At 28.2% G+C, this 20,254-nt stretch carries 17 protein-coding genes; 5 read left to right on the top strand and 12 right to left on the bottom strand.

Translation table 11 applies throughout. The features are described 5' to 3' along the window. Positions 1 to 3: 3 nt before the first annotated feature. Together ACSYT2_RS11885 and ACSYT2_RS11890 are read right to left on the bottom strand one after the other, a co-directional pair. Positions 4 to 303 carry an ATP-dependent Clp protease adaptor ClpS gene (locus tag ACSYT2_RS11885; RefSeq protein ID WP_430855424.1) on the bottom strand — a complete coding sequence of 100 codons (300 nt, stop codon included), beginning with the start codon at positions 301 to 303 and terminating at the stop codon, positions 4 to 6. A 95-nt stretch (positions 304 to 398) separates the two neighbouring features. Further along, positions 399 to 2,018, bottom strand: a complete 1,620-nt coding sequence (locus ACSYT2_RS11890; protein WP_438384833.1) for a Na/Pi cotransporter family protein — start codon at positions 2,016 to 2,018, stop codon at positions 399 to 401. A gap of 243 nt (positions 2,019 to 2,261) precedes the next feature. Between ACSYT2_RS11890 and ACSYT2_RS11895 the strand changes: the two genes are divergently transcribed. Next, positions 2,262 to 2,678 (top strand): hypothetical protein, encoded by a 417-nt coding sequence (locus tag ACSYT2_RS11895; RefSeq protein ID WP_430855426.1) that lies wholly within the window; start codon positions 2,262 to 2,264, stop codon positions 2,676 to 2,678. A gap of 86 nt (positions 2,679 to 2,764) precedes the next feature. Here the strand turns inward: ACSYT2_RS11895 and ACSYT2_RS11900 are convergent, their stop codons facing one another. From ACSYT2_RS11900 to ACSYT2_RS11910, 3 genes are all read right to left on the bottom strand, one after another. Further along, entirely contained in the window at positions 2,765 to 4,066 is a 1,302-nt protein-coding gene (locus ACSYT2_RS11900; protein ID WP_438384834.1) for a DUF2812 domain-containing protein, read from the bottom strand. After that, positions 4,050 to 4,382, bottom strand: coding sequence for a PadR family transcriptional regulator (locus tag ACSYT2_RS11905; protein ID WP_430855428.1), 333 nt, complete (start codon positions 4,380 to 4,382; stop codon positions 4,050 to 4,052). Before ACSYT2_RS11905 ends, ACSYT2_RS11900 begins: the two co-directional genes overlap by 17 nt. A 175-nt stretch (positions 4,383 to 4,557) precedes the next feature. Further along, positions 4,558 to 5,259, bottom strand: a complete 702-nt coding sequence (locus tag ACSYT2_RS11910) for a flavodoxin family protein (RefSeq protein ID WP_438385019.1) — start codon at positions 5,257 to 5,259, stop codon at positions 4,558 to 4,560. A gap of 413 nt (positions 5,260 to 5,672) precedes the next feature. Between ACSYT2_RS11910 and ACSYT2_RS11915 the strand changes: the two genes are divergently transcribed. The 4 genes from ACSYT2_RS11915 to ACSYT2_RS11930 all read left to right on the top strand — a co-directional run bounded on the left by ACSYT2_RS11915 (position 5,673) and on the right by ACSYT2_RS11930 (position 10,269). Continuing rightward, complete coding sequence (locus ACSYT2_RS11915) at positions 5,673 to 6,056, top strand: BlaI/MecI/CopY family transcriptional regulator (RefSeq protein ID WP_430855429.1); 384 nt, start codon at positions 5,673 to 5,675, stop codon at positions 6,054 to 6,056. Further along, positions 6,056 to 7,747: a M56 family metallopeptidase gene (locus ACSYT2_RS11920; RefSeq protein WP_438384835.1), complete on the top strand. Its 1,692-nt coding sequence runs from the start codon at positions 6,056 to 6,058 to the stop codon at positions 7,745 to 7,747. Before ACSYT2_RS11915 ends, ACSYT2_RS11920 begins: the two co-directional genes overlap by 1 nt. 110 nt (positions 7,748 to 7,857) lie before the next feature. Further along, on the top strand, positions 7,858 to 9,273 hold the full coding sequence (locus ACSYT2_RS11925; protein ID WP_438384836.1) for a glycosyl hydrolase family 18 protein: 1,416 nt from the start codon (positions 7,858 to 7,860) through the stop codon (positions 9,271 to 9,273). 135 nt (positions 9,274 to 9,408) lie between these two features. Continuing rightward, entirely contained in the window at positions 9,409 to 10,269 is an 861-nt protein-coding gene (locus ACSYT2_RS11930) for a hypothetical protein (protein WP_438384837.1), read from the top strand. Between the two features lie 96 nt (positions 10,270 to 10,365). On the opposite strand, the gene ACSYT2_RS11935 is transcribed toward ACSYT2_RS11930, so the two are convergent. The 7 genes from ACSYT2_RS11935 to ACSYT2_RS11965 all read right to left on the bottom strand — a co-directional run bounded on the left by ACSYT2_RS11935 (position 10,366) and on the right by ACSYT2_RS11965 (position 20,036). Next, positions 10,366 to 11,355 (bottom strand): hypothetical protein, encoded by a 990-nt coding sequence (locus ACSYT2_RS11935; RefSeq protein WP_438384838.1) that lies wholly within the window; start codon positions 11,353 to 11,355, stop codon positions 10,366 to 10,368. 320 nt (positions 11,356 to 11,675) lie between these two features. Further along, positions 11,676 to 12,968, bottom strand: a complete 1,293-nt coding sequence (locus ACSYT2_RS11940; protein WP_438384839.1) for a DUF3329 domain-containing protein — start codon at positions 12,966 to 12,968, stop codon at positions 11,676 to 11,678. A gap of 724 nt (positions 12,969 to 13,692) precedes the next feature. Next, entirely contained in the window at positions 13,693 to 14,415 is a 723-nt protein-coding gene (locus ACSYT2_RS11945; protein WP_438384840.1) for a hypothetical protein, read from the bottom strand. Positions 14,416 to 14,839: 424 nt separating this feature from the next. Continuing rightward, positions 14,840 to 16,105, bottom strand: a complete 1,266-nt coding sequence (gene codA / locus ACSYT2_RS11950) for a cytosine deaminase (RefSeq protein WP_438384841.1) — start codon at positions 16,103 to 16,105, stop codon at positions 14,840 to 14,842. Between the two features lie 12 nt (positions 16,106 to 16,117). Beyond that, positions 16,118 to 17,371, bottom strand: coding sequence for a cytosine permease (gene codB / locus ACSYT2_RS11955; protein ID WP_430855436.1), 1,254 nt, complete (start codon positions 17,369 to 17,371; stop codon positions 16,118 to 16,120). A 307-nt stretch (positions 17,372 to 17,678) separates the two neighbouring features. Continuing rightward, on the bottom strand, positions 17,679 to 18,668 hold the full coding sequence (locus ACSYT2_RS11960) for a questin oxidase family protein (protein WP_438384842.1): 990 nt from the start codon (positions 18,666 to 18,668) through the stop codon (positions 17,679 to 17,681). Between the two features lie 153 nt (positions 18,669 to 18,821). Continuing rightward, complete coding sequence (locus ACSYT2_RS11965; protein WP_438384843.1) at positions 18,822 to 20,036, bottom strand: amidohydrolase; 1,215 nt, start codon at positions 20,034 to 20,036, stop codon at positions 18,822 to 18,824. Between the last annotated feature and the right edge of the window lie 218 nt (positions 20,037 to 20,254).

Here is a 20,254-nt window from a genome sequence, read left to right on the forward strand (position 1 = left end):
TTCTTATGCCTCCTCAACTTTAATTCTAAAGGGAAAGCCCTCTTCTCTTGCTAGTGCAATAGCTGAATCAACCTTTGTTTTTGCAATATCATAAGAATATGTACCTACTACTGCTTTGCCAGCTTTATGTACACTCATCATAATAGTTACAGCTTCTTCATTACTTTTCTTAAATATATTAACTAATATAAAGACTACAAATTCCATTGATGTGAAATCATCATTATACATTACAACTTTATATCTTTTAGGTTCTTTTATCTTAATTTTAGTTATTTCTTTTATTGATGTATTAATACCCATCTACCTTTCTCCTTCTAATTAGAAATATCTTATATTATAGCATACTCCTTTTATATTATTAAAAAAATAGGAGTCACAGGACTCCTATTCTAGATTTATATTCTATCATCATAACTTTCTTTAACAGTAGCTATGTTCTTAGCATGATCTCCTATTCTTTCAAGATTCGATAATAAATCAAAGAACATTACTCCAGCATTTGCCTGACATAATTTAGAGCTTAATCTCTGAATATTATTTTCTCTAAATTCATCCTCTAACCCATCTATCTTTTCCTCTAATTCCTCAACCACTACACTACTATTTTCCTCTTCATCTTCATAGCTCTTTATTGCTAAGTTAACAGATTTTAGAGTAACTTTAAATATTTCCTTTATTTCTTGTAATGCATCTTCTGTTATAAAAATATTATTTCTATATTTAAGAGTTGCAAGCTCTGCTATGTTCTCTGCATGATCTCCTATTCTCTCTATATCATTTATTGTATGATATAGCTGACTTATTAATTTAGCATTTTTTTCTGGTAAATTATGTTCTGAAATCTCTACTAAATACTCAGTTATCTCTTTTTCTAAGTTATTTATTATTTTTTCATTTTCATATACCTTCTCTATATCCTCTTCCCTAGGTGTAAAGAATGCATTCATGGCTAGCTCTAGATTTTCTCTTGCTTTATATAGCATTCGCGTAGTTTCTTTCACAACCTGTCCACTTGCTACAACTGGTGTTTCTAAAAGCTTTTTATCAAGATATATGGCTCCATCACTTTCAACTTCCTCATTATCTGGCAATATACGATTTACTAACCTAACTACGTATGATGCTACTGGTAGCATTACTATTGTTATAACTATATTAAAGATAGTATGAGCATTAGCCACTTGTCTTCCAATATTATCAGGTGTCATAGTTGATACTATACTTACTACTTGTGATGCAAATGGTAAGAATAATATAGTACCAAATATCTTAAATAATAAATGTAACAATGCAGCCTTTTTCGCTGTTCTATTAGCTGTCAATGAAGCTATAATAGCTGTTACACAAGTTCCTATATTACATCCTAGAATCATTGGGAAGGCTACTGGCATATCTATAGTCCCTACTGAAGCTAACGCTACTAGTATTCCAGTAGTTGCTGATGAGCTTTGAAGTATAGCAGTCATTATAATTCCTACTAAAACTCCTAATAAAGGATTATTTCCTACACTTACAATAAATTCTTTAAATATAGGTAAATCAGCTACTGGTTTCATTGAAGATGACATTAGACCCATACCCATAAATAATATACCAAAGCCTACTGATATAAATGCTATATCCTTTATCTTTTTCTTCCTAGCTAACATAGCTACTATTACACCTATACCTATAAATATAGGTGCTACAACCTCAAGCTTGAAACTAACCATCTGAGCTGTTATTGTTGTACCAATATTAGATCCCAATATTACCCCTGTTGCTTGGTTTAATGACATAAGACCTGCATTTACAAAGCTAACCACCATAACAGTGGTTGCACTAGAACTTTGAATTATTGCTGTTACAATAGTGCCAACAAATACCCCCATAATTCTATTGCTTGTTATTTTTTCTAATATACCTTTTAGCTTATCACCCGCTATATTCTCTAATCCATCACTCATTAAATTCATTCCATATAGGAATAGACCTAAGCCTCCAAAAATTCCTGTAAAAATTTCAAAGTTACTCATAATAAATTTTTAATCCTCTCGTTATATGTTTTCTCTTAAATTTAAATTCCAAATGTTTATTGTTAAAATTTAGTTAATTTTCTGTTAACTAATCCTTTACACTTTAGAATGTAACATCTTATTGATTTCATTGTCAATATAATATACATCACTATAATTTATTTAAACCTCTTTACCTTATAATTTGTACAAAAATCTATATATTATCATATAATTAAAGTAATCTCTTTTATGGAGGCAATTATGGACGCTACCCCTGAAAATATTGAAGCCTTTATTAAAAACTGGAATCTAAACATGGCAACTCTTGAACAACTTGGTTCTTTAATAATAGCAATAGGATATATTTATTTTATTTTCGGTGCTGATTTAGACATAAAGGAAACTTTAGATATAAATACAAATGGAGCAAGTCCAACAACTGTTACTTTAAATGGCGCAGAAATTATTTTACTTGGCTATATAATATTATGGGTAGTTGCTAAAGAACGCTTAAAGGAAAAAGAATTTGAAAATGCCTTTACCTCTAATAATACTTCCCTTTCTCCATTCATCCAATTAGCTGATTCTTACTTATTGAGTGTTTTTGTTAACTTATTAAGAGTTGATGCCCTTGCTAAAATTGATCTTATTAATAAGTCTGGTGAAGCCTTTGTTTAGCTAAAATAAAAAAGCACCAATCTTACATAAATCTATCCAAAATATAATGGACAGTTTAAAAATGATTCGTGCTTTCTATTTTAATCTTATTCTTTAAATACTTTCTCATATACCTTATTTATTAATTCATCTTCACTTAAGCTATTATCCCAACTATTAATTTCAATGCGCTTATTTGGAGAAACAATAAGATAACTCTGAGCTTTCTCATTCATATATACTTTAATATCCTCTGGCAAATCAGTTTTCTTTTCAATATACTTTATATCAATTTCATTCATCCAATTCATTATCTTCTTTAAATCATACTTTATTATCCATTCATATTTACTTTCTAATAGGTCATAGCTTAAATTAATGTTCTTACCTTTATTGCTATAATATAGTTTATATGCAAAAATACTATTATCTTCGTTTACATATAAATAATCTTCATCTCCTACTTCATCATTAAAATCCTTTAGTGTTAAGATATAATTATTATCTTCTAAGTTACTCATTTTCCACATACTCCATGAATATTCAGAAATTAAATAGTTAAACCCTATAAATAATATTATAGTAATTAAAATATACGCTATTATATTCATTCTTTTCTTTTTCTTATATTTACTTCTACTAATGAATTTCATTACTATAGCTAATATACCAGCCATTAATAAATTTAATATAATAGCTTTCAATGCAAATTCATCTCCGTCTACAGCCATTAACAGCACTAATATCAATACTATACCTAGTTCTAATTTATGAATTACCCTTCTAATACTTACTCCTTTAAAATTATAGTAATCCCCTGCTTCATCCCTTTTTAAACTTCCTTTAGACCTAGCCACCCAAATAATAAAATTAATAATACCTATAATATTATATATGGAAATCATCATTACCATAATTAATGTAACTAATTGCAAATTACTAGCTAAGAAATTAGCATCATGACTGCTAATTGTAATTACATACTGCATAAATAAAAGAGATATAATCATGACTAAATTCATACTAATACTCTTTAATGATCCTTTGAATATACAATTAAACTTCTCATTTTCATCAGTATGAATGGGAATTCTTTCTATATCCTCTTCACTACAATAAACCTGTATTTTTTCCCTTTCGCAAACAAACTCCCATCCTGCTGCTATACAATATTCCCTATACCCTAATACATTATCGCAGTTTTTACCATCAAAAAAAGATACTTTATCCATTATATCTACTGAATATTTTATCCTTTTAGGCTCTATCTTTGTAAATTTTAATAATATCCCCCATATACCTTGCAATTTCCATCCTTTTAATGCCATATCTTCTAAGTACTTTTCTAAAGCCTTATATTCATAAGGTAAAATATCAAATAGAACCCATTTACTATTCATTATTCCCATAGTCTCTCTCCTCTAAAAATGACTTTCCATCCTTAACTAAAATCATTAATCTCTTATATTCTTTATTTAATATCTCTAGCCCTTTATCTGTAATAATATAACTTCTTTTTCTTCCTATAACTTCTGTTTCTTTTATAATATTTTCCTTTTCAAATTTACCAAGTAAAGCATACAATGTCCCAGGTCCTACCCTTACGCGTCCATTAGATATCTTATCTACATTTGACATAATATCTACACCACAGCTCTCACTTAATAATGACATTAATATATAATACATTGGCTCAGTTAAGTTTTGGAATTGCTCCCTTGCCATTACTATCACCTCCAATATCGATATTCGATATTACTGCTTCATTTTAATATCTAATATCTATACTGTCAAATAATTTATATTAATACATATTATTCCTTAATATGAAATTTCTACATATAAAAGTGATTATATATACTTCATTATTAGAGAGGATTATATCCTCTCTACTTACCTATCACTTCCAAGGTCTTACCTTCCCTAACCATCCATGTTTTTTCCAATAAGTAACATCTACCTCGTTAAATCCAAACTTCTTCTGCATAAAACGCATTCCATAAAATAGAGCCTTTACTTTTATTCTTGGAGTAACATTATTATTTTTTCTTTTGATTCTATTTGCTATTTTCTCTACTTTATTTTCAATCTCTAACTTCTTTTTATCACTAACATGGCTCCAATCAGCAGCAGCTACATTTACACCATACCTATAAGTTCTTGCTACTCCCCAAAACAACATATTATCTTCAATATCTTTTATAGTTGACTTCGTACCTCCTCCTGCTGCGGTTGATATAATTAAAGCCTGCTTCTTAAACATACTTTCATTTGGTTGATGAACCATCCACTGAAATCCAAAATGATCTAAAAAAGCCTTCATCTGCCCTGTAACATGATATACGTACACAGGTGAAGTCAAAACAATTAGATTTGCCTCATCTATAACCCTCATAATTGGCTCTATATACCGATAATCTGGACATTTTGTGTTGTCCGTAAAACATTGAAAACAACCACGACAAAAGTTTGGTTCATCCTTGGGTAGAAAGAACTCTTTTATATCACTTTCATTATCAGATAACTTTTCTAAAAATTGTTGTGTAATGTTATAAGTACTTCCCTTTCTTTGTACACCATGAATAACTGCAATCTTCGTAATTACTCCCCCTTAACACTTACCTTATTCATATTATATTGTGAAATTTATTTTTGAGAATAATAATTCCCCCTATAACTGCTATTTTATAAGTTTCTTGATATCTTTATTTCTAGCTTTCTCTATATATTCATTACTTCTTTTCTATATTTCTTTCTATCTTTATATCTTCTTAAATGCATATATCTCAACTCTAAATCTTTTAAAATATATTTTTATTAACTTAACACCTCAATATAATTCAAATTGTTAACCAGTATAAACGCCTTATCCTATTACCTTTACAAATGTAAATAATCAATATACTTTCATTTATTTAAATTTTTTACAAATTTAAATATAATTGTTTGTATTATTGTGATATATATGTTAGTATTTTCCTAAGGACTACATTTGTAGGAAGGAGTGATTAAAAATTGAATAAAATACCTGATATTTCAGATACCGAATTACTAGTAATGAAGGTTTTATGGAATGAAAGTCCACTGACATCCACCAAAATAATATCGAATTTAAAAACCAATAAACCTTGGAGTCCCAAAACTATTCATACACTAATCAGTAGATTATTAAAGAAGGGAGCACTCTCAGTTAATAAAAATACTACCCCATATGAATACACACCTTTAGTTACTGAAAAAGAAGTTCAAGTTTATGAAACAAGATCTTTTTTACACCGTATTTATGATGGTTCACTTAAGATGCTATTAAATAACTTTATAGAGGATGAAAATCTTTCTAATGATGATATTTCTGAATTAAAAAAGATACTAGAAGAAAATTTAAATGGAGGTGAATAATGTTCTTCCTAACTAAAATATTCCATAATGTTATTAATATATCTATGTTAGCTAGTGTAGTTGTTTTAGTAATTGTTCTTTTTAAAATATTATTTAAGAATAAATTAACTGCAAATTTGCATTACTATATTTGGTTTATAGTCATAATAAGATTGCTAATCCCCTATTTCCCAAATAGTTACTTTAGCATATTTAATTTATTACAAAACTCCAATGCAGAAAATATAGTTCAAACTAATATAATACAAAATGATTATTCTAATAATCTAGATACTATAAATCCTACTGAAGGTAGCTTAAATTCTAATATATTAAATGACAATATTAATACTTCAAAAAATTTAATCGCAAAAGATAAGCATATATCAAAAACCCTGTCAATAATATGGATAGTTGGTTTATTTACAATTTTCTCAACCACTATATTTTCATATTTCATATTTTTATATAGAAACAAATATAGTACCCGTTTAATATCAACTGAATTAAATGATTTACTAAATGAGTGTATGAGAAAATTAAAAATTAATTCAAAAATTAAAATATATTACTGTAATTCAGTAACTACACCTACAGTTTTTGGTTTTATTAATAAGACTATTATCATTCCAGATTACCTTTACAGTGAATTATCTACAGATGATTTAAGATATATCCTTTATCATGAGTTGTGCCATATAAAGAGATATGATATTGAAGCTAATTTCCTTATAATGTTGCTTCAATGTGTTCATTGGTTTAACCCAATCCTATGGCTTGCATTTAACAAAAGTAAATCTGACTGTGAAAATGCCTGTGATGCTTTTGTTCTAAAAAGGTTATCAACTGAAAAAATTAAACCTTATGCTGAGACAATAATAAAATTAGCCTCAATAATCAAAACTTCAAAATCTACGAATTTAAATCTAGGTATTATTAATAAAAAAGATATAAAAAGGAGAATTTTTATGATAACTAAATTCAAGAAAAAATCTGTTATTGTTACTTTATCTAGTTGTATTATTATAGCAATTATTTCTGTAATTTGCCTTACAAATCCTAAAGTAGAAGCTAATAATCCTACATCAATTCCACCTGACTCTATATCTGAAACTGATAGTCCTATACAAGATGTTATTTCTAATAATACTAAGGAGAAAGAAACTGATTCGCTACAACAAGAAAAAAGTATAAAACAAGCTGAAACATCAAAGCCTCAAACTGTTCCATTATCTTCTGAAACAGTAATTAATGATAAAATTATATATAAAAATAATAAATTAGGCATTCAATTAACCATGCCTCTTTCTTGGAAAAATAAATATATAATTAATGAGTCGGATTCTAGCTTAATGATAAGCTATAAATTAGATTATTATTCTAAATATAACGATGACAGCTCAAGAAGCTATTTTAAATTTGAAGATACTCCACCCGATTCTAATTCAGCATATGATTACCCTAAAGAAAGACATGTTGCCACTATATGGAATACTAATAACTATAGTTTTGACTATATGGCGCATCTGGATTCAATGGAGGGTGTTCCTAGATTCGTTACTATTAATGGTACAAAATTTGTAATCGGTGGACCTACTGATGCTCTTGAACTGGATGATCCAGATCGCCCAGGTCTTCAAGATTTTAAAAAATCTCTTCCGGCAGTTCTTAACAATATAAAAGAAATAGATATCACCTATACTGAAAAATAACAAAAAACATTCTGTAACTTTAAGTTATAGAATGTTTTTTATTACCTCCACATTACTACATTTTTTTCCTATCTCAAGCTTTATTATATATATAAAGGGGGGGATTTTTTATGAATAAAAATCTATTAAAACTATTAATAGCAATACCATTAGGTTTAACACTATTTATTGGACAGACTTCTACTTTAACTATGGCTGAAACAAAAGTTAAAACAGAAGATAAATCACCAAAGCAAATTTCAGTTGGATATTACCCATACTATGGTGACTTTTCCTCTATAAATGCAGCCAACCTTACTCATTTAAATTTTGCATTTGGCTACATTTATCATAATGAAACCTTACCTAGACCTAATATGATTGATCCAAGCAAAACCTCAGATGAAAATTTAATAGGCACTATTTTCTTACCTGAAACAGTTAAAGCTTCCCTCAAGAGAATACCAGAACTTAAAAATAAGAATAAAGATTTAAAAACATTACTTTCTTTAGGTGGATGGGGTGGTAGGGGTTTCTGTGACGCTGCTGCTACAAAGGAAAGTAGACTAAAAACTGCTAATTCTATTAAAAATATTATTACGGAATATGGTTTAGATGGAGTGGATATTGATTGGGAATGTCCCGTTAATGGTGGATGGGGGGAGATTAAGTTCTCTCCAGAAGACAGGCATAACTATACCCTGCTAGTTAAAGATTTAAGAGAAGTCCTAGGAAATGATAAACTAATAACTATTGCATCAGGTGCTACTTGGGATTATATAGTTGCTGGAACAGAGTTTGCAGAGCTGGGTAAAATCCTAGACTTCATAAATGTTATGAATTACGCCTATTCTTATGGTGGACCTAAGTATGATTCAGCTCTTTACAAAAGTTCAAATGATCCAGGAGGGATTAATACTGATGATCTACTTAAAGCTTGTGTTAATCAAGGTGTTCCAAAGGAAAAATTGGTTATGGGAACAGCTTTCTTTGGAAAAATACCAACTGACAATTCAGGTGCCCCAAATTATATAAATATGAATATTTTATCTAAACTAGGTTTAACTTCATCAGGTGATTATGGATATGCTTATAATTATATCAAAACCTTAAAAAATAAAGCTGGAGTTGAAGAAAGATGGGATGATGAATCTAAAAACCCTTATTTGGTATACGTAGATCCTGTAACAAAAACAGAGAGCTTTATAATATCCTTTGATAATGCAAAATCAATGCTTATAAAAGGTAGATATGCAAAAGAGAATGGATATGGTGGCGTTATGGTATGGGAGGTTACTCAAGACTCTCAAAACGAATTATTAAATAATCTTTATAATGGTTTATATACTGACTTCTCAGTAAATAAAGCTGCTGACTTAAATAATGATGGTATTGTTGATACTTTAGATATTTCATATATTGCTAGCCAATACAATTTATCAAGTACTAACATTAATTTTAATACTTCCTATGATTTAAATGATGATAATATAGTGGATATCTATGATATTGTTCTTTTAAGCAGAACCTTTTCTAAACTTAATTAATATTTTAAAATAACCAAGGCTATTGCAAAATTAGCTCATAAAGTTGATTTTTGCAATAGCCCTTAAAATACTTATACCCTTTATGTTATAATTTTAAAATAAAAGACTAACACTTTATACTTAAAGGAGTTCAAAATGAGAATAATATCTAAAGAAAATCTATGTACAAATAGACCACATATAAATTTAAAGAAGTTGACAATGAAAACTTCTTTAAGAGTAGGTGAAGTTACTGAAGATGGATTTAAAGGTACCTACATAATAAATCAACATACTCAAAGATTATGTACTAATCAAAATTATACTATTGAATATAGTAAAGGGATTGAAAAAATCACTCTAGATACTGATATATTAAATGAGAAGTTATTAGTTGAAATCAATTATTCACATAGAAGTGGAGCTAAATCTGCTAAATTTAAGGTTTATTTTATATTAGCTAAAATAAAATATGCTTTACCATTTAGTTCATTTCAAGATGTTTATCATGACTGTATGAGTATACTAGCTAGAGAACTCCATGGAAAAGAAGAATTATCCTACATCCAAGAAAGTTATAATAACTTAGAAAGTGATGATATTACAGTAGATATAGAATTAAACTTAGAGCGATTAGAAGAGTTTAAAGATAAAGTAGACTACAAAAGAAATGTTGCTTATTTTGTTATAAATAATATTCCTTCAGCTACTTCAAAATATGATATTAATACTGAAATTAAAGAAATAGTAGTAAGTGATAATTTAAAAGTGCTAGGATACAGCTATAAGGAACGTCTTTATAACATATTAGAACCTACTGATAGCACAAATATAATAACTTTAATGCCGACTGATATTATTTGTGACTTAAGTGAACCTAATTTTGCTACAGTTAGTGTTTACACTGAATATGGCCTTGGAAAATTATTAGATATTAAAAATAATGTTATTCCAAATGCTAATACACTATCATTATTTGCTAATATAATAGACCTAGGATTAGATGTTTTGAACTAGATTAAGATTGCTTAGTGCTTCTAGCACTAAGCCTTTTCTTTTCATATTTAACATTTAGAAAGTTATAAAGTATACTATTTCTCCTTTTAAATAGCTTTAAATAGGATACCTTCTAAGACGTACCCCATGGATAGCTATTCTACCTTGAATAGCTTCAGGAATTGCTTCATAGATAATATTATCAATTTTAAGAAGTGGAACCTTTCCCTCATGTATTACAGTATATATATGCCCATTAGCTTCTAATCGTGCCTTTACCTCATCTAACCTTTGTTCTTCATTAGGAAACCATTCTTCTGTATCAATAAAAATAGATTGAGAACGTTCAATCATTGGTAGTATAAAATTTATACCTGTCCCGGTTTGACTACTTATAGCATTTTTCTTCATATTTAAAAATGATTTTACAGCTATTTCAACTCCATGATATATATTAATTTCAAATAATCTTTTTACTAAAGGAACACTTTCAACTAATTCATTAATCCTAATAGCAACCCTTTCTAATTCACTTTTTGAAAAAATATCTTGTAAACATGCACTTTCACGAAGGAGCCATATAATAAAGATTGTTTCATCTTTTACTGAGCCTTCCCCTAGAATCTCAATACGAATACTCTCTGTAACATTTAAATATTCTTGCATATTGCTACGATATTCTTTTATAGAAACACTTGCACTTTCATAAAAGAAATCACACCCTAAAAGACTTGGAATTTCTTCAAGTAAATCAATCCCCTTTAGAGAATCTGCCATTGTTAGCTGAAGTTTTTTTAAATCCCTATTTGGTAAATCAGATGCCTTTTTTAACCACCAGCTTAAGTCACCTTCTACTTTATCTTTTTTATTTAATAATAGTCTTAGAATAGTATCTTGATATAAGCTTACATTTGAATTATTAAGTGTTTCTTTCTCCAAAAATAACTTATCTCCAACTTCAGTTAAAGCTAAATCTAAGTAAGTCTCTAAAATAACCGCTGCTGCTATACACTGAAGAGATACCTTTTTTGCATTTGTCATATGAGTACTATCTTGCCCATTTAATGCAACAATTGAAAAGCTTTCTGCTAACTTTAAATCTCTCATTACCATTCTGCTCCTTTAAACTATTATATTGTTTCTATTTAATCTCCTTACAATTTAATATTACTATTAACTATATTTCAATTCAAATCTATACATTTATTTCATATACTTATTTGTAATTCTCTTTTGGAAAATTCCATATTTATCTTACAAAAATACTAACAAAAAAGTGCTAGCTTTTATACCAACACTTTCAAATCTACTGTATAATTTTTATTTTTCTCTCATCACATCAATTTACTGATATATTGACTATTAAAATATATTCTTTATTTCACTATTATACTATTAATTCCATAATACTTACTAAAATATTGATTCTAAACATAATTTTTATCATTTGATAAATCCATACCACTTAAAAATTTTCTTTTCGAATAGGATATAGAATTTGTTTCAATTTCTAAGTTTCCTTTTACCTTTTCAGCTTCTACATAATTGACTAATTCAGTGTAATCTTTATTATATTCAACTCCATTTCTTAATGAAGGTGTTACCTGCAATCCTATTAAAATAACACCTAATAATATAATTGATCTATATATAACTTTATATTTATCAATAATACAGTATAATCTAGATCCTAGTATACATATCCCTAGGATTATAAATATCCCCCCGCCAAATGAAGATCTTGCGTAATAAGTACTTGGATATATCATTATTGCATTTGAAATAATTGCTGATAACATTAATAACAGCGATATAAACACCTCTTTATTCTTATGTCCATAAATTTTTATATACATTGCTAATGCTATAAAAAATAATATTCCTATTATTAAGTATTCTTGTTTTATTACTGTTTTTAATACCGGTAAATAATTTTCACTGAATTTCACACCTATATCTTTTGGAATATTATAAGCACTATATTCTACTTCTGCTCTTACTGAATTGCCTGGCGCAAACATTAAAATCATAGCTCCTATAGACGAAGAGATAAGCCCTAAAACACTCCATATCTGAATTTTATTATTCATTATCTTATAATAAATAATATATATTAAGTTAGCTCCTATAAGAATGGGTACTACGTTCTCATTTGTCATTCCTGCTAAAAATCCTATTAATGATATCCATATACAGTTTTTTATATTATCATTAATTTTTTTCTTTCCAAAAAACTCTAGTAAATAAGGATAGATATATAACATAGATAGCGTCATAAGCCATAAATAATTAAATGATCCTACTTCCCACAATACAGTTTCTGATACAATCGGCACACCAAATAATATCAACATATGTACTAGCCAAACCTTGAAAAAATCATTTTTTTCATCATAAATTCCTAAAGTACATTTATATATTACGAAGCAGAATAAAAAGAAAACCCCTGTATTACATACTGCAAATATCCATCTTCCACCCCATAAAAATAAATGTGATAGAATCATAGAAATCATTCTTCCACCCCAATTATTATAGAATATATTTAAAGATTTAAATATATCAGCGAAACTATCTATTCTATCATTTGTTCCAAAAATAAATGCATAATTATAATCATCAGCATACATCGGTTGAACATATGATAATAAGAAAATTGAGAATAACATTATACCCAATAATATTATTGGCATTACCTCATTTGTTCTTCTCTTTTTCAAAGTTAATCAACTCCATCTTTTATTTTATATAATTTTAATAAAAACTACTTTGTCTTTTATAAACCCCAAATTAACGTTTTACAACTTTCATCAATTCTAGTTAATTTATATGCTTTATTTTTGTAATTTTGGGATATTTTTTAAAAACTAGCACCTTAATAATATCATGCCTATACGGAGTTGTTAAGTAAAAAGTATACTTTCAGCAATAATATTCAATTTTCATTAAATTCTATAATCCTTTATTCTTTAATCCTTGTACTAACTTCACTTAAAATTCCCTTATATCAAACTCATATATATTTTCTCTATTTAGATCTATAATATCTCCATGCGAAATTCCCCTTTTACCATAACTGTTATAAATTCATAGTTATCTCACCACTGAATTTAACTTTGATCCAAAGCTTTGATAATAAATAATCTGCAAACTGGCAACCTTTATATGGTGTATTAATAGTTGTTAATGATGCTATATATTTATCTCTAAATCCTTAGGTATCCTCCCCCAATAATTAAAATATCTAAAATCTCTAAAGAAAACTCTATGTACAAGTTGAACACTCTTACTTTTCCCTTAATATTCAATTTAGTTTTATTATGACAAATATGAGACTTGAAATATACTAAATTATATTTTAATAAAAAAGAGTCATGAAATTAATTCACAACTCTTAATACACATTTTACTACTTTATATTTATTCATTTAATAAATATTATTTTTATTTTGTTATTGTTATATTTCCTGTATAAATCACCTTTTTAATTCCACCAGTTTCTACGTATAATCTTATTTCATAGCTTCCTGTTTCACTAAATTCAAACTTTTGTTTACTTAAATCTATAGTTTTACCAAAAGCAAGTCCAGATGCGGACCCAACAACATGTTGCCCTTTTTCATATAGATCGTATCCTAGATAATCAAATTCATAATTAGATTTAATTATTCCTTTAGGCTTAAAATTATTTAATCCTTTTACTGATTTAGGTACAGATAATCCACTTGTCGTTACCTTAACATCATTAGCTTTAACTGTAAATTTATCAGTCTTTATAACTTTATCTACCCCATTAATTGTAATAATAACTTTTAATGTTTTTTCTCCAAAATATAGTTTATTAAAATAAACCTTAGGATCGATAGTTTTTAAATTAAATGTTTGTGATTTATTTGATAAAGTATGTGTTGCTCCAGTTTCTAATTTACCAATATCATTATAAATATTAACTTTTACCTTTGTAAAAGCTTGTGGTGAGTATATAGTTCCTTGAATAGAATATGCCTTTCCATACTCAACAGTAGCTATATTTTTGTAGTTGCTTATAGTTGTTTGTGCTATTGTTCCACTTGAGTCTGTAGTTTCTTTGGCACTTACATTTTGAATAGGTGCGCATAGCATTACAAAAATTAATGCTAATACAAAAATAGACTTATTTTTTTTCATAACTTTTCCCCCTAGTATTTGTTTTCTTTTATATTTTACCATTAATTACTCTTTTTGTTAATTTTTTTATCACTTACTTTGATTTTTTATTATTCTTTTTTATAAATCCCGCAACTTGTTCTTTATTCTTTGTATAGACTCTAGATAAGTATCAAAGACAATTACTTCATCTAAATTTAAATTAGTATAATAAAAAAAGCCTAAACATTAGTGTTCAAGCCATTTTTATTAACTATCAATTGTATAATATTTAAAACCTTTATCTATTTACCTTTCTCTATACACCAAATAATTATTATCTGTATTATTAAATTAGTAATAATACAGAACTAGCACAAGATTTTTATTAATCTTGTGCTATCTCTATCCCACTACTAATTTCATTGTTGTTTTTGAAATCACAATTATTCTAAATAATATCTTATTATTTCCTAAAGTTCACTTCTTTTTCTTCATTCATATTTACATATGACTTACTTGGTACAGTTTTAGCAATTATTCTTCCTTCTCTTATAGAATATAAGACTTCCGATCTTCTTCTAACTGCATCATAGCCACTGTCAGCATTTAATAAAATTAAATTGCCTGGCTTACCTATTTCTATTCCATATTTATCTTCTATATTTAAGGTTCTTGCACTATTTGTTGATACAAACTTTAATGATTCATTTATATCATCATAGCCCATCATTTGACATACATGTAATCCAAAATGAACTACTTCTAACATATTTCCTGTTCCCATTGGATACCATGGATCAAATATATCATCATGTCCAAAACTCACATTAATTCCAGCTTCATTAAGTTCTTTAACTCTTGTAATCCCTCTTCTTTTAGGATATGTATCAAATCTTCCTTGAAGATGAGTATTAACTAAAGGATTAGAAACAAAGTTGATTCCTGACATCTTCAAAAGCCTAAACAACTTATATGTATATGCATTATTATATGATCCCATAGCAGTAGTATGACTAGCTGTTACCTTATTCTTTAATCCACTCTCTAAAGCTCTTGTTGCAACAACTTCTAAGAACCTTGATTGCTCATCATCTATTTCATCACAATGAACATCTACTAATACATCATACTTTTTAGCTAATTCAAAAACCTTATTAATTGATTCTACTCCATACTCTCTTGTAAATTCAAAGTGAGGTATAGCACCTATTACATCTGCACCTATTTTTAGCGCTTCTTCTATTAATCCTAATCCATTTGGATATGAAAGAATTCCTTCTTGAGGGAATGCTACAATTTGTAATGTAACATAATCTTTAACTTCTTCCCTTACTTCAACCATTGCTTTTAATGCAATCAGACTATCATCAGTAACATCTACATGAGTTCTTATAAATTGAATTCCATTTGCCACTTGCCATTCTATAGCCTTTTTAGCTCTACTTTTAACATCTTCTTTAGTTAAAAATTCTTTTCTCTGAGACCATCTTTCGATTCCTTCAAATAAAGTTCCACTTTTATTCCACTCTGGCTCTCCAGCTGTAAGGGTAGTATCTAAATGTATATGTGGTTCTATAAAAGGAGCTGATGCTAATGCTCCATTTCCTTCTATAACTTCTTCATTTTCTGCAGCTTCTAAAGCTGATGTTATTTCTACAAACTTACCATCAACTATTCTTATGTCAAATAATCCTTCTCTATCTAATAATTTTATATTTTTAATTAACATTTTATAATCACCCTATTTACTAGTTATTTTTGTTCCTATTATATAAACTAAAATTGTTGTTATTATTGCATTCAATGCAATAACTCCTACTGATATAACATTTGCAACTATAAATCCTGATAAGAATGCTATTATAGCCACCCAATTTATATCTATGAACTTTGTATTTTCTATATTATCATATTTTCTTTTCTTTACAAAGAAATAATCAGCTATTATTATTCCGCCTACTGGAGGTAACATTGAATTTAAAAAAGTTAAAAATGCTGTAAAGTTGTTATTTAGCCATACAGCTCCTATAGTTCCTATTAACCCAGCTATAATTACCATCTTATTCTTAGGTAATTTAGTAATATTCGAAAGTCCAAGAGCAGCTGTATAAATAGCATTATCATTGGTTGTCCATATATTTAATCCTAAAACTATTATTGCTGGAATAACTAACCCTTGAGAAAACATAACATCTGCTATATCTGAATTTCCTGTAACAAGTGCTCCTACTGCTCCAAATAAGAACATTAATGAATTTCCTATAAAGAATGCTATTACAGTAGTTGATACTGATACCTTCTTACTTTTTGAGAATCTTGCAAAGTCTGGAGTTGCAGTTCCTCCACTTATAAATGATCCTACACATAATGTTACTGCTGTTACTAATGCCATTTTATTAGTTGGCTCTATATTCATTAATCCTTGAACCCCACCTACCGAGTTAGTTGCCATTATTGCTGAAGTACTACCTAATACTGCTATTGCTGGTACTGCTATAGCACTTAATATTGTTAATGACTTCATTCCAAAGTAAGCTGTGGCTGTCATGGCTATACCTGTAACTGCTACTAATAAATATAGGTTTATATTAAATCTATTAGCTACTGGAATTGCAAACATTGCTATTCCAACACCAAACCATCCTATTTGTGTAATACTAGTTATAAAAGATGCCAAATATGAACCTTTTTTACCAAATGAGTATCTAGCAAGTAAATGCATTGAAAGTCCTGTATCTGCACCTATATATGCTAACACTCCTGTGTAACATGCTAAAATTAGATTACCTATAACTACTGCTATAAAGAACTCTTTTAAATGTAATCCTGTCCCTAAATTTCCTCCTGTCAGCATACTTGCTGAGAAGAATGTAAATCCAAGCATAACCACGAACATTGAAAAGAATCCTTTCTTATCATTTTGTTGTACGTGCCCTAATGCATAATCATGATCATGATTATCAATATTTTCTGTTGCCCTTATCTTTTGTTCCATTGTCATTATCCCCCTAAATCTTTATTTAGGAAAACCAGCACTTACCTTTATTTATAAAAAAACGACCATTCTTTTTAAGAAGGTCGTTAAGATCTATAATTAGATATAAGAACTAATTGCTCCACATACATTGATTCCGTTACAGTTTAGTTCTATCTAATTATAATTATCTGCCGTTTATTCCGACCTTATTAGTCTCTCTGGACTAAATTTAAAGGACTAGTTTTCTTGAAACCATTATATACTTCCTTGTCGAATTAAGTCAATATTTTTTTCATTTCAATACTATTATCTTGTTAAGATAAATTTAATTAAAAGTTCTTAGATAAGCCATATATTTATATACTTTATCACCGGATTTTTCAAATTCAATCCTACAACTATTTGCAAGTTTTATTGTATGGTCATTATTAGACCTAATGCTAGCCATTAATATATCTTTAAATTCAGGCAAGCTTTCTGGTATATCAATGCTTAAATCCTTAATCTCAGTACTTTCTATAGAAACATATGCAGCTAGAATAGCTAACCAATAATTCTGTAAAATCTTATACTTATCCTTAACTAAAGGTAATAAATTTTTAAGTGCTTCTTTAGATGTAACTCCATGTAAGATTGTAAAATTTTTAGTTTCTATAAATAATTTATTTATAATTATATCTAATTGTGACATTACTTCTTCATCATCACCTTTTAAAGTAAAAGCATTCTTATTAAATCCATCTAGTCCATATATCTTTTCTATTCTATCAGCAATTAAATCACCACTAAGATCTTCATCTTTAACTGATTTTACAAGTATTCTAATATTCTCTAATATTTTTCCACCTTTGTCGGGTAAAACATCAAATTGATGTGGTAGGAAGGTTGACGCAAAATAACTAAGTGATTTTACCACTTCTTCCTCATTCTCACTTCTTACAGCAAAAGATAACCTAATTAGTGGATGAAAGGCACGAGCTGCAACTCCCTTGATTAATTTAGGTAAAAATTCTCCTACTATCTCTAAATAATTTGATTTATTTATTTTTTGAGAAAAATAATCATAATATGAACCAAAAGAATCTTCAACTCCTAAGAACTCCTCAAAATTCTTGTCACCTATATTGTATAGCTTAGTTATATCTTCCTTAGATATTTTTATACTCTCAATCCTTTTATCTAAATACTCTTCTATTTCATTAAAAGGAACTCCTAATTCATATAGGGAATAACTTACCATAGGTATATGACTAGATAATCCTCCATCAAAATCAATGGCATAATCTTTATATTTATTAAAAAACTCTTTAAACATAACTCCTCCTATTGAAAATCACTTTCAATTATATTTTACCATACTGGTTTAATTTGTAAATAAGCTTTCTTCCCTTCTAATAATATCTATTAGCAAAAAAGTATCAGGTTATCTTCATTCAGATTCCCTGATACTTTAAGTCTTTTCTCTATATTAATATCTAAATTTTCCTGAAACAAATTTACCTTTAAATAAAACAACTCTTTCTGGACAAACTCTTGCTATTAGATGGGCAGATGATTCTGCCTTTGCAAATAATATATTTGCTTTATCTCCAACCTTTGGCCATACTTGCTTACCCTCTTTGTCAAGTGGAGTTATACCATTTGTCACTAATGCTAAAGCTTCTGATAGTGATACTTCATCGCACATAGAAAATATCTCTGCTGCACGACTTGCACGTTGAATCAAATCCCCTGTACCAAATGGACTCCAATGATCATTTATATTGTCATTTACAATATTTACACTTATTCCATGGCTTTGTAATATTGGAATAGACAATGCCTTTGTATCAATTGGAGCAGTTGTATTAATAGCAATTTTCCCTTCTTTTAATCTTTCAGCAATAGTTTCTAACTCATTATTAGAAATATCCCCTAATGCTAGTCCATGACTGATTCGTACTTTTCCTTGTAAGTTTGAATTTATTGTATAATCAATTATACGATTAATTTCATGTATACCTAAAGTACCTCTATCATGCAAATGAATATCTATTTCTTTGTTAAATTTTTTAGCTAAATCAAAAGTTGTTTTTAAAGATTTTTCAATATCATAATCAATAGTTGCTGGATCTAAGGCTCCTATAACTGTAACCTTATCATACTCCAATGCTTGCGTTAATAATCTTTTCTCCTCAGTAGCTAGTGTTCCATGCTGTGGGAAAACCACAATTTCATAATCTAGCTTATGTTTATTATTTTCTAGAACTTCTTTTATGATATTAAGATTATCAAACTCAATAGTAGGATCCACATTTACATGAACACGTAAAAATGTTGCTCCATTCCTTGTAATTAAATCAATTAATGCTTGCGCCTTTTCTGGTGTTTCTATTAAGAAATCTTTTAAAAATCCTTCTTCTTCTACAATTCTTTCAGCTACATTACTCATAGGGACAACTGCTTTCCACTTGCCACCATAGTGTCCTTTATCTAAATGAATATGATTGTCTACCAAGGATGGTACTGCTAAATATCCTTTTGCATCTATAACTTCCTGTGCATCTTCTGGAACATTATCTGCAATTTCTTTTATAATTCCATCTTCTATAAATAAAGAAACTTCCTTTGTTTTAGTTATGATGTCATTTTTAGCAATCTCTTTTCTACCTATTTCAAGTAATACGTTTTTTATCCAACTCATTTATATTTGCCCCTTTACATTTTATTATTCTCAAAGTAATTTTATATAGTTTAGCTTTCCTTTAATTATGTAAGATTAATACCATCGTACCATAATTATACATAATATGATATAATTATTAACCTTGTTTTGTATTTATATTTAATTTGTCTAAAAAGTTCTAAAAAATATAAAAAGAAGTAATAAAAATAGCATACTTATTTTCATTACTTCTTTTT

Origin of the sequence: Clostridium zhoujianii (assembly GCF_051590805.1) — a bacterium.
Classification (GTDB): Bacteria; Bacillota; Clostridia; order Clostridiales; family Clostridiaceae; genus Clostridium.

What these genes read in the sequence shown, in the direction of transcription:
- ACSYT2_RS11885 (WP_430855424.1), bottom strand. Translation starts at nt 303, where the DNA reads ATGGGTATTAATACATCAATAAAAGAAATAACTAAAATTAAGATAAAA.
- ACSYT2_RS11890 (WP_438384833.1), bottom strand. Translation starts at nt 2,018, where the DNA reads ATGAGTAACTTTGAAATTTTTACAGGAATTTTTGGAGGCTTAGGTCTA.
- ACSYT2_RS11895 (WP_430855426.1), top strand. Translation starts at nt 2,262, where the DNA reads ATGGACGCTACCCCTGAAAATATTGAAGCCTTTATTAAAAACTGGAAT.
- ACSYT2_RS11900 (WP_438384834.1), bottom strand. Translation starts at nt 4,066, where the DNA reads ATGGGAATAATGAATAGTAAATGGGTTCTATTTGATATTTTACCTTAT.
- ACSYT2_RS11905 (WP_430855428.1), bottom strand. Translation starts at nt 4,382, where the DNA reads ATGGCAAGGGAGCAATTCCAAAACTTAACTGAGCCAATGTATTATATA.
- ACSYT2_RS11920 (WP_438384835.1), top strand. Translation starts at nt 6,056, where the DNA reads ATGTTCTTCCTAACTAAAATATTCCATAATGTTATTAATATATCTATG.
- ACSYT2_RS11925 (WP_438384836.1), top strand. Translation starts at nt 7,858, where the DNA reads ATGAATAAAAATCTATTAAAACTATTAATAGCAATACCATTAGGTTTA.
- ACSYT2_RS11930 (WP_438384837.1), top strand. Translation starts at nt 9,409, where the DNA reads ATGAGAATAATATCTAAAGAAAATCTATGTACAAATAGACCACATATA.
- ACSYT2_RS11935 (WP_438384838.1), bottom strand. Translation starts at nt 11,355, where the DNA reads ATGAGAGATTTAAAGTTAGCAGAAAGCTTTTCAATTGTTGCATTAAAT.
- ACSYT2_RS11945 (WP_438384840.1), bottom strand. Translation starts at nt 14,415, where the DNA reads ATGAAAAAAAATAAGTCTATTTTTGTATTAGCATTAATTTTTGTAATG.
- codA (WP_438384841.1), bottom strand. Translation starts at nt 16,105, where the DNA reads ATGTTAATTAAAAATATAAAATTATTAGATAGAGAAGGATTATTTGAC.
- codB (WP_430855436.1), bottom strand. Translation starts at nt 17,371, where the DNA reads ATGGAACAAAAGATAAGGGCAACAGAAAATATTGATAATCATGATCAT.
- ACSYT2_RS11960 (WP_438384842.1), bottom strand. Translation starts at nt 18,668, where the DNA reads ATGTTTAAAGAGTTTTTTAATAAATATAAAGATTATGCCATTGATTTT.
- ACSYT2_RS11965 (WP_438384843.1), bottom strand. Translation starts at nt 20,036, where the DNA reads ATGAGTTGGATAAAAAACGTATTACTTGAAATAGGTAGAAAAGAGATT.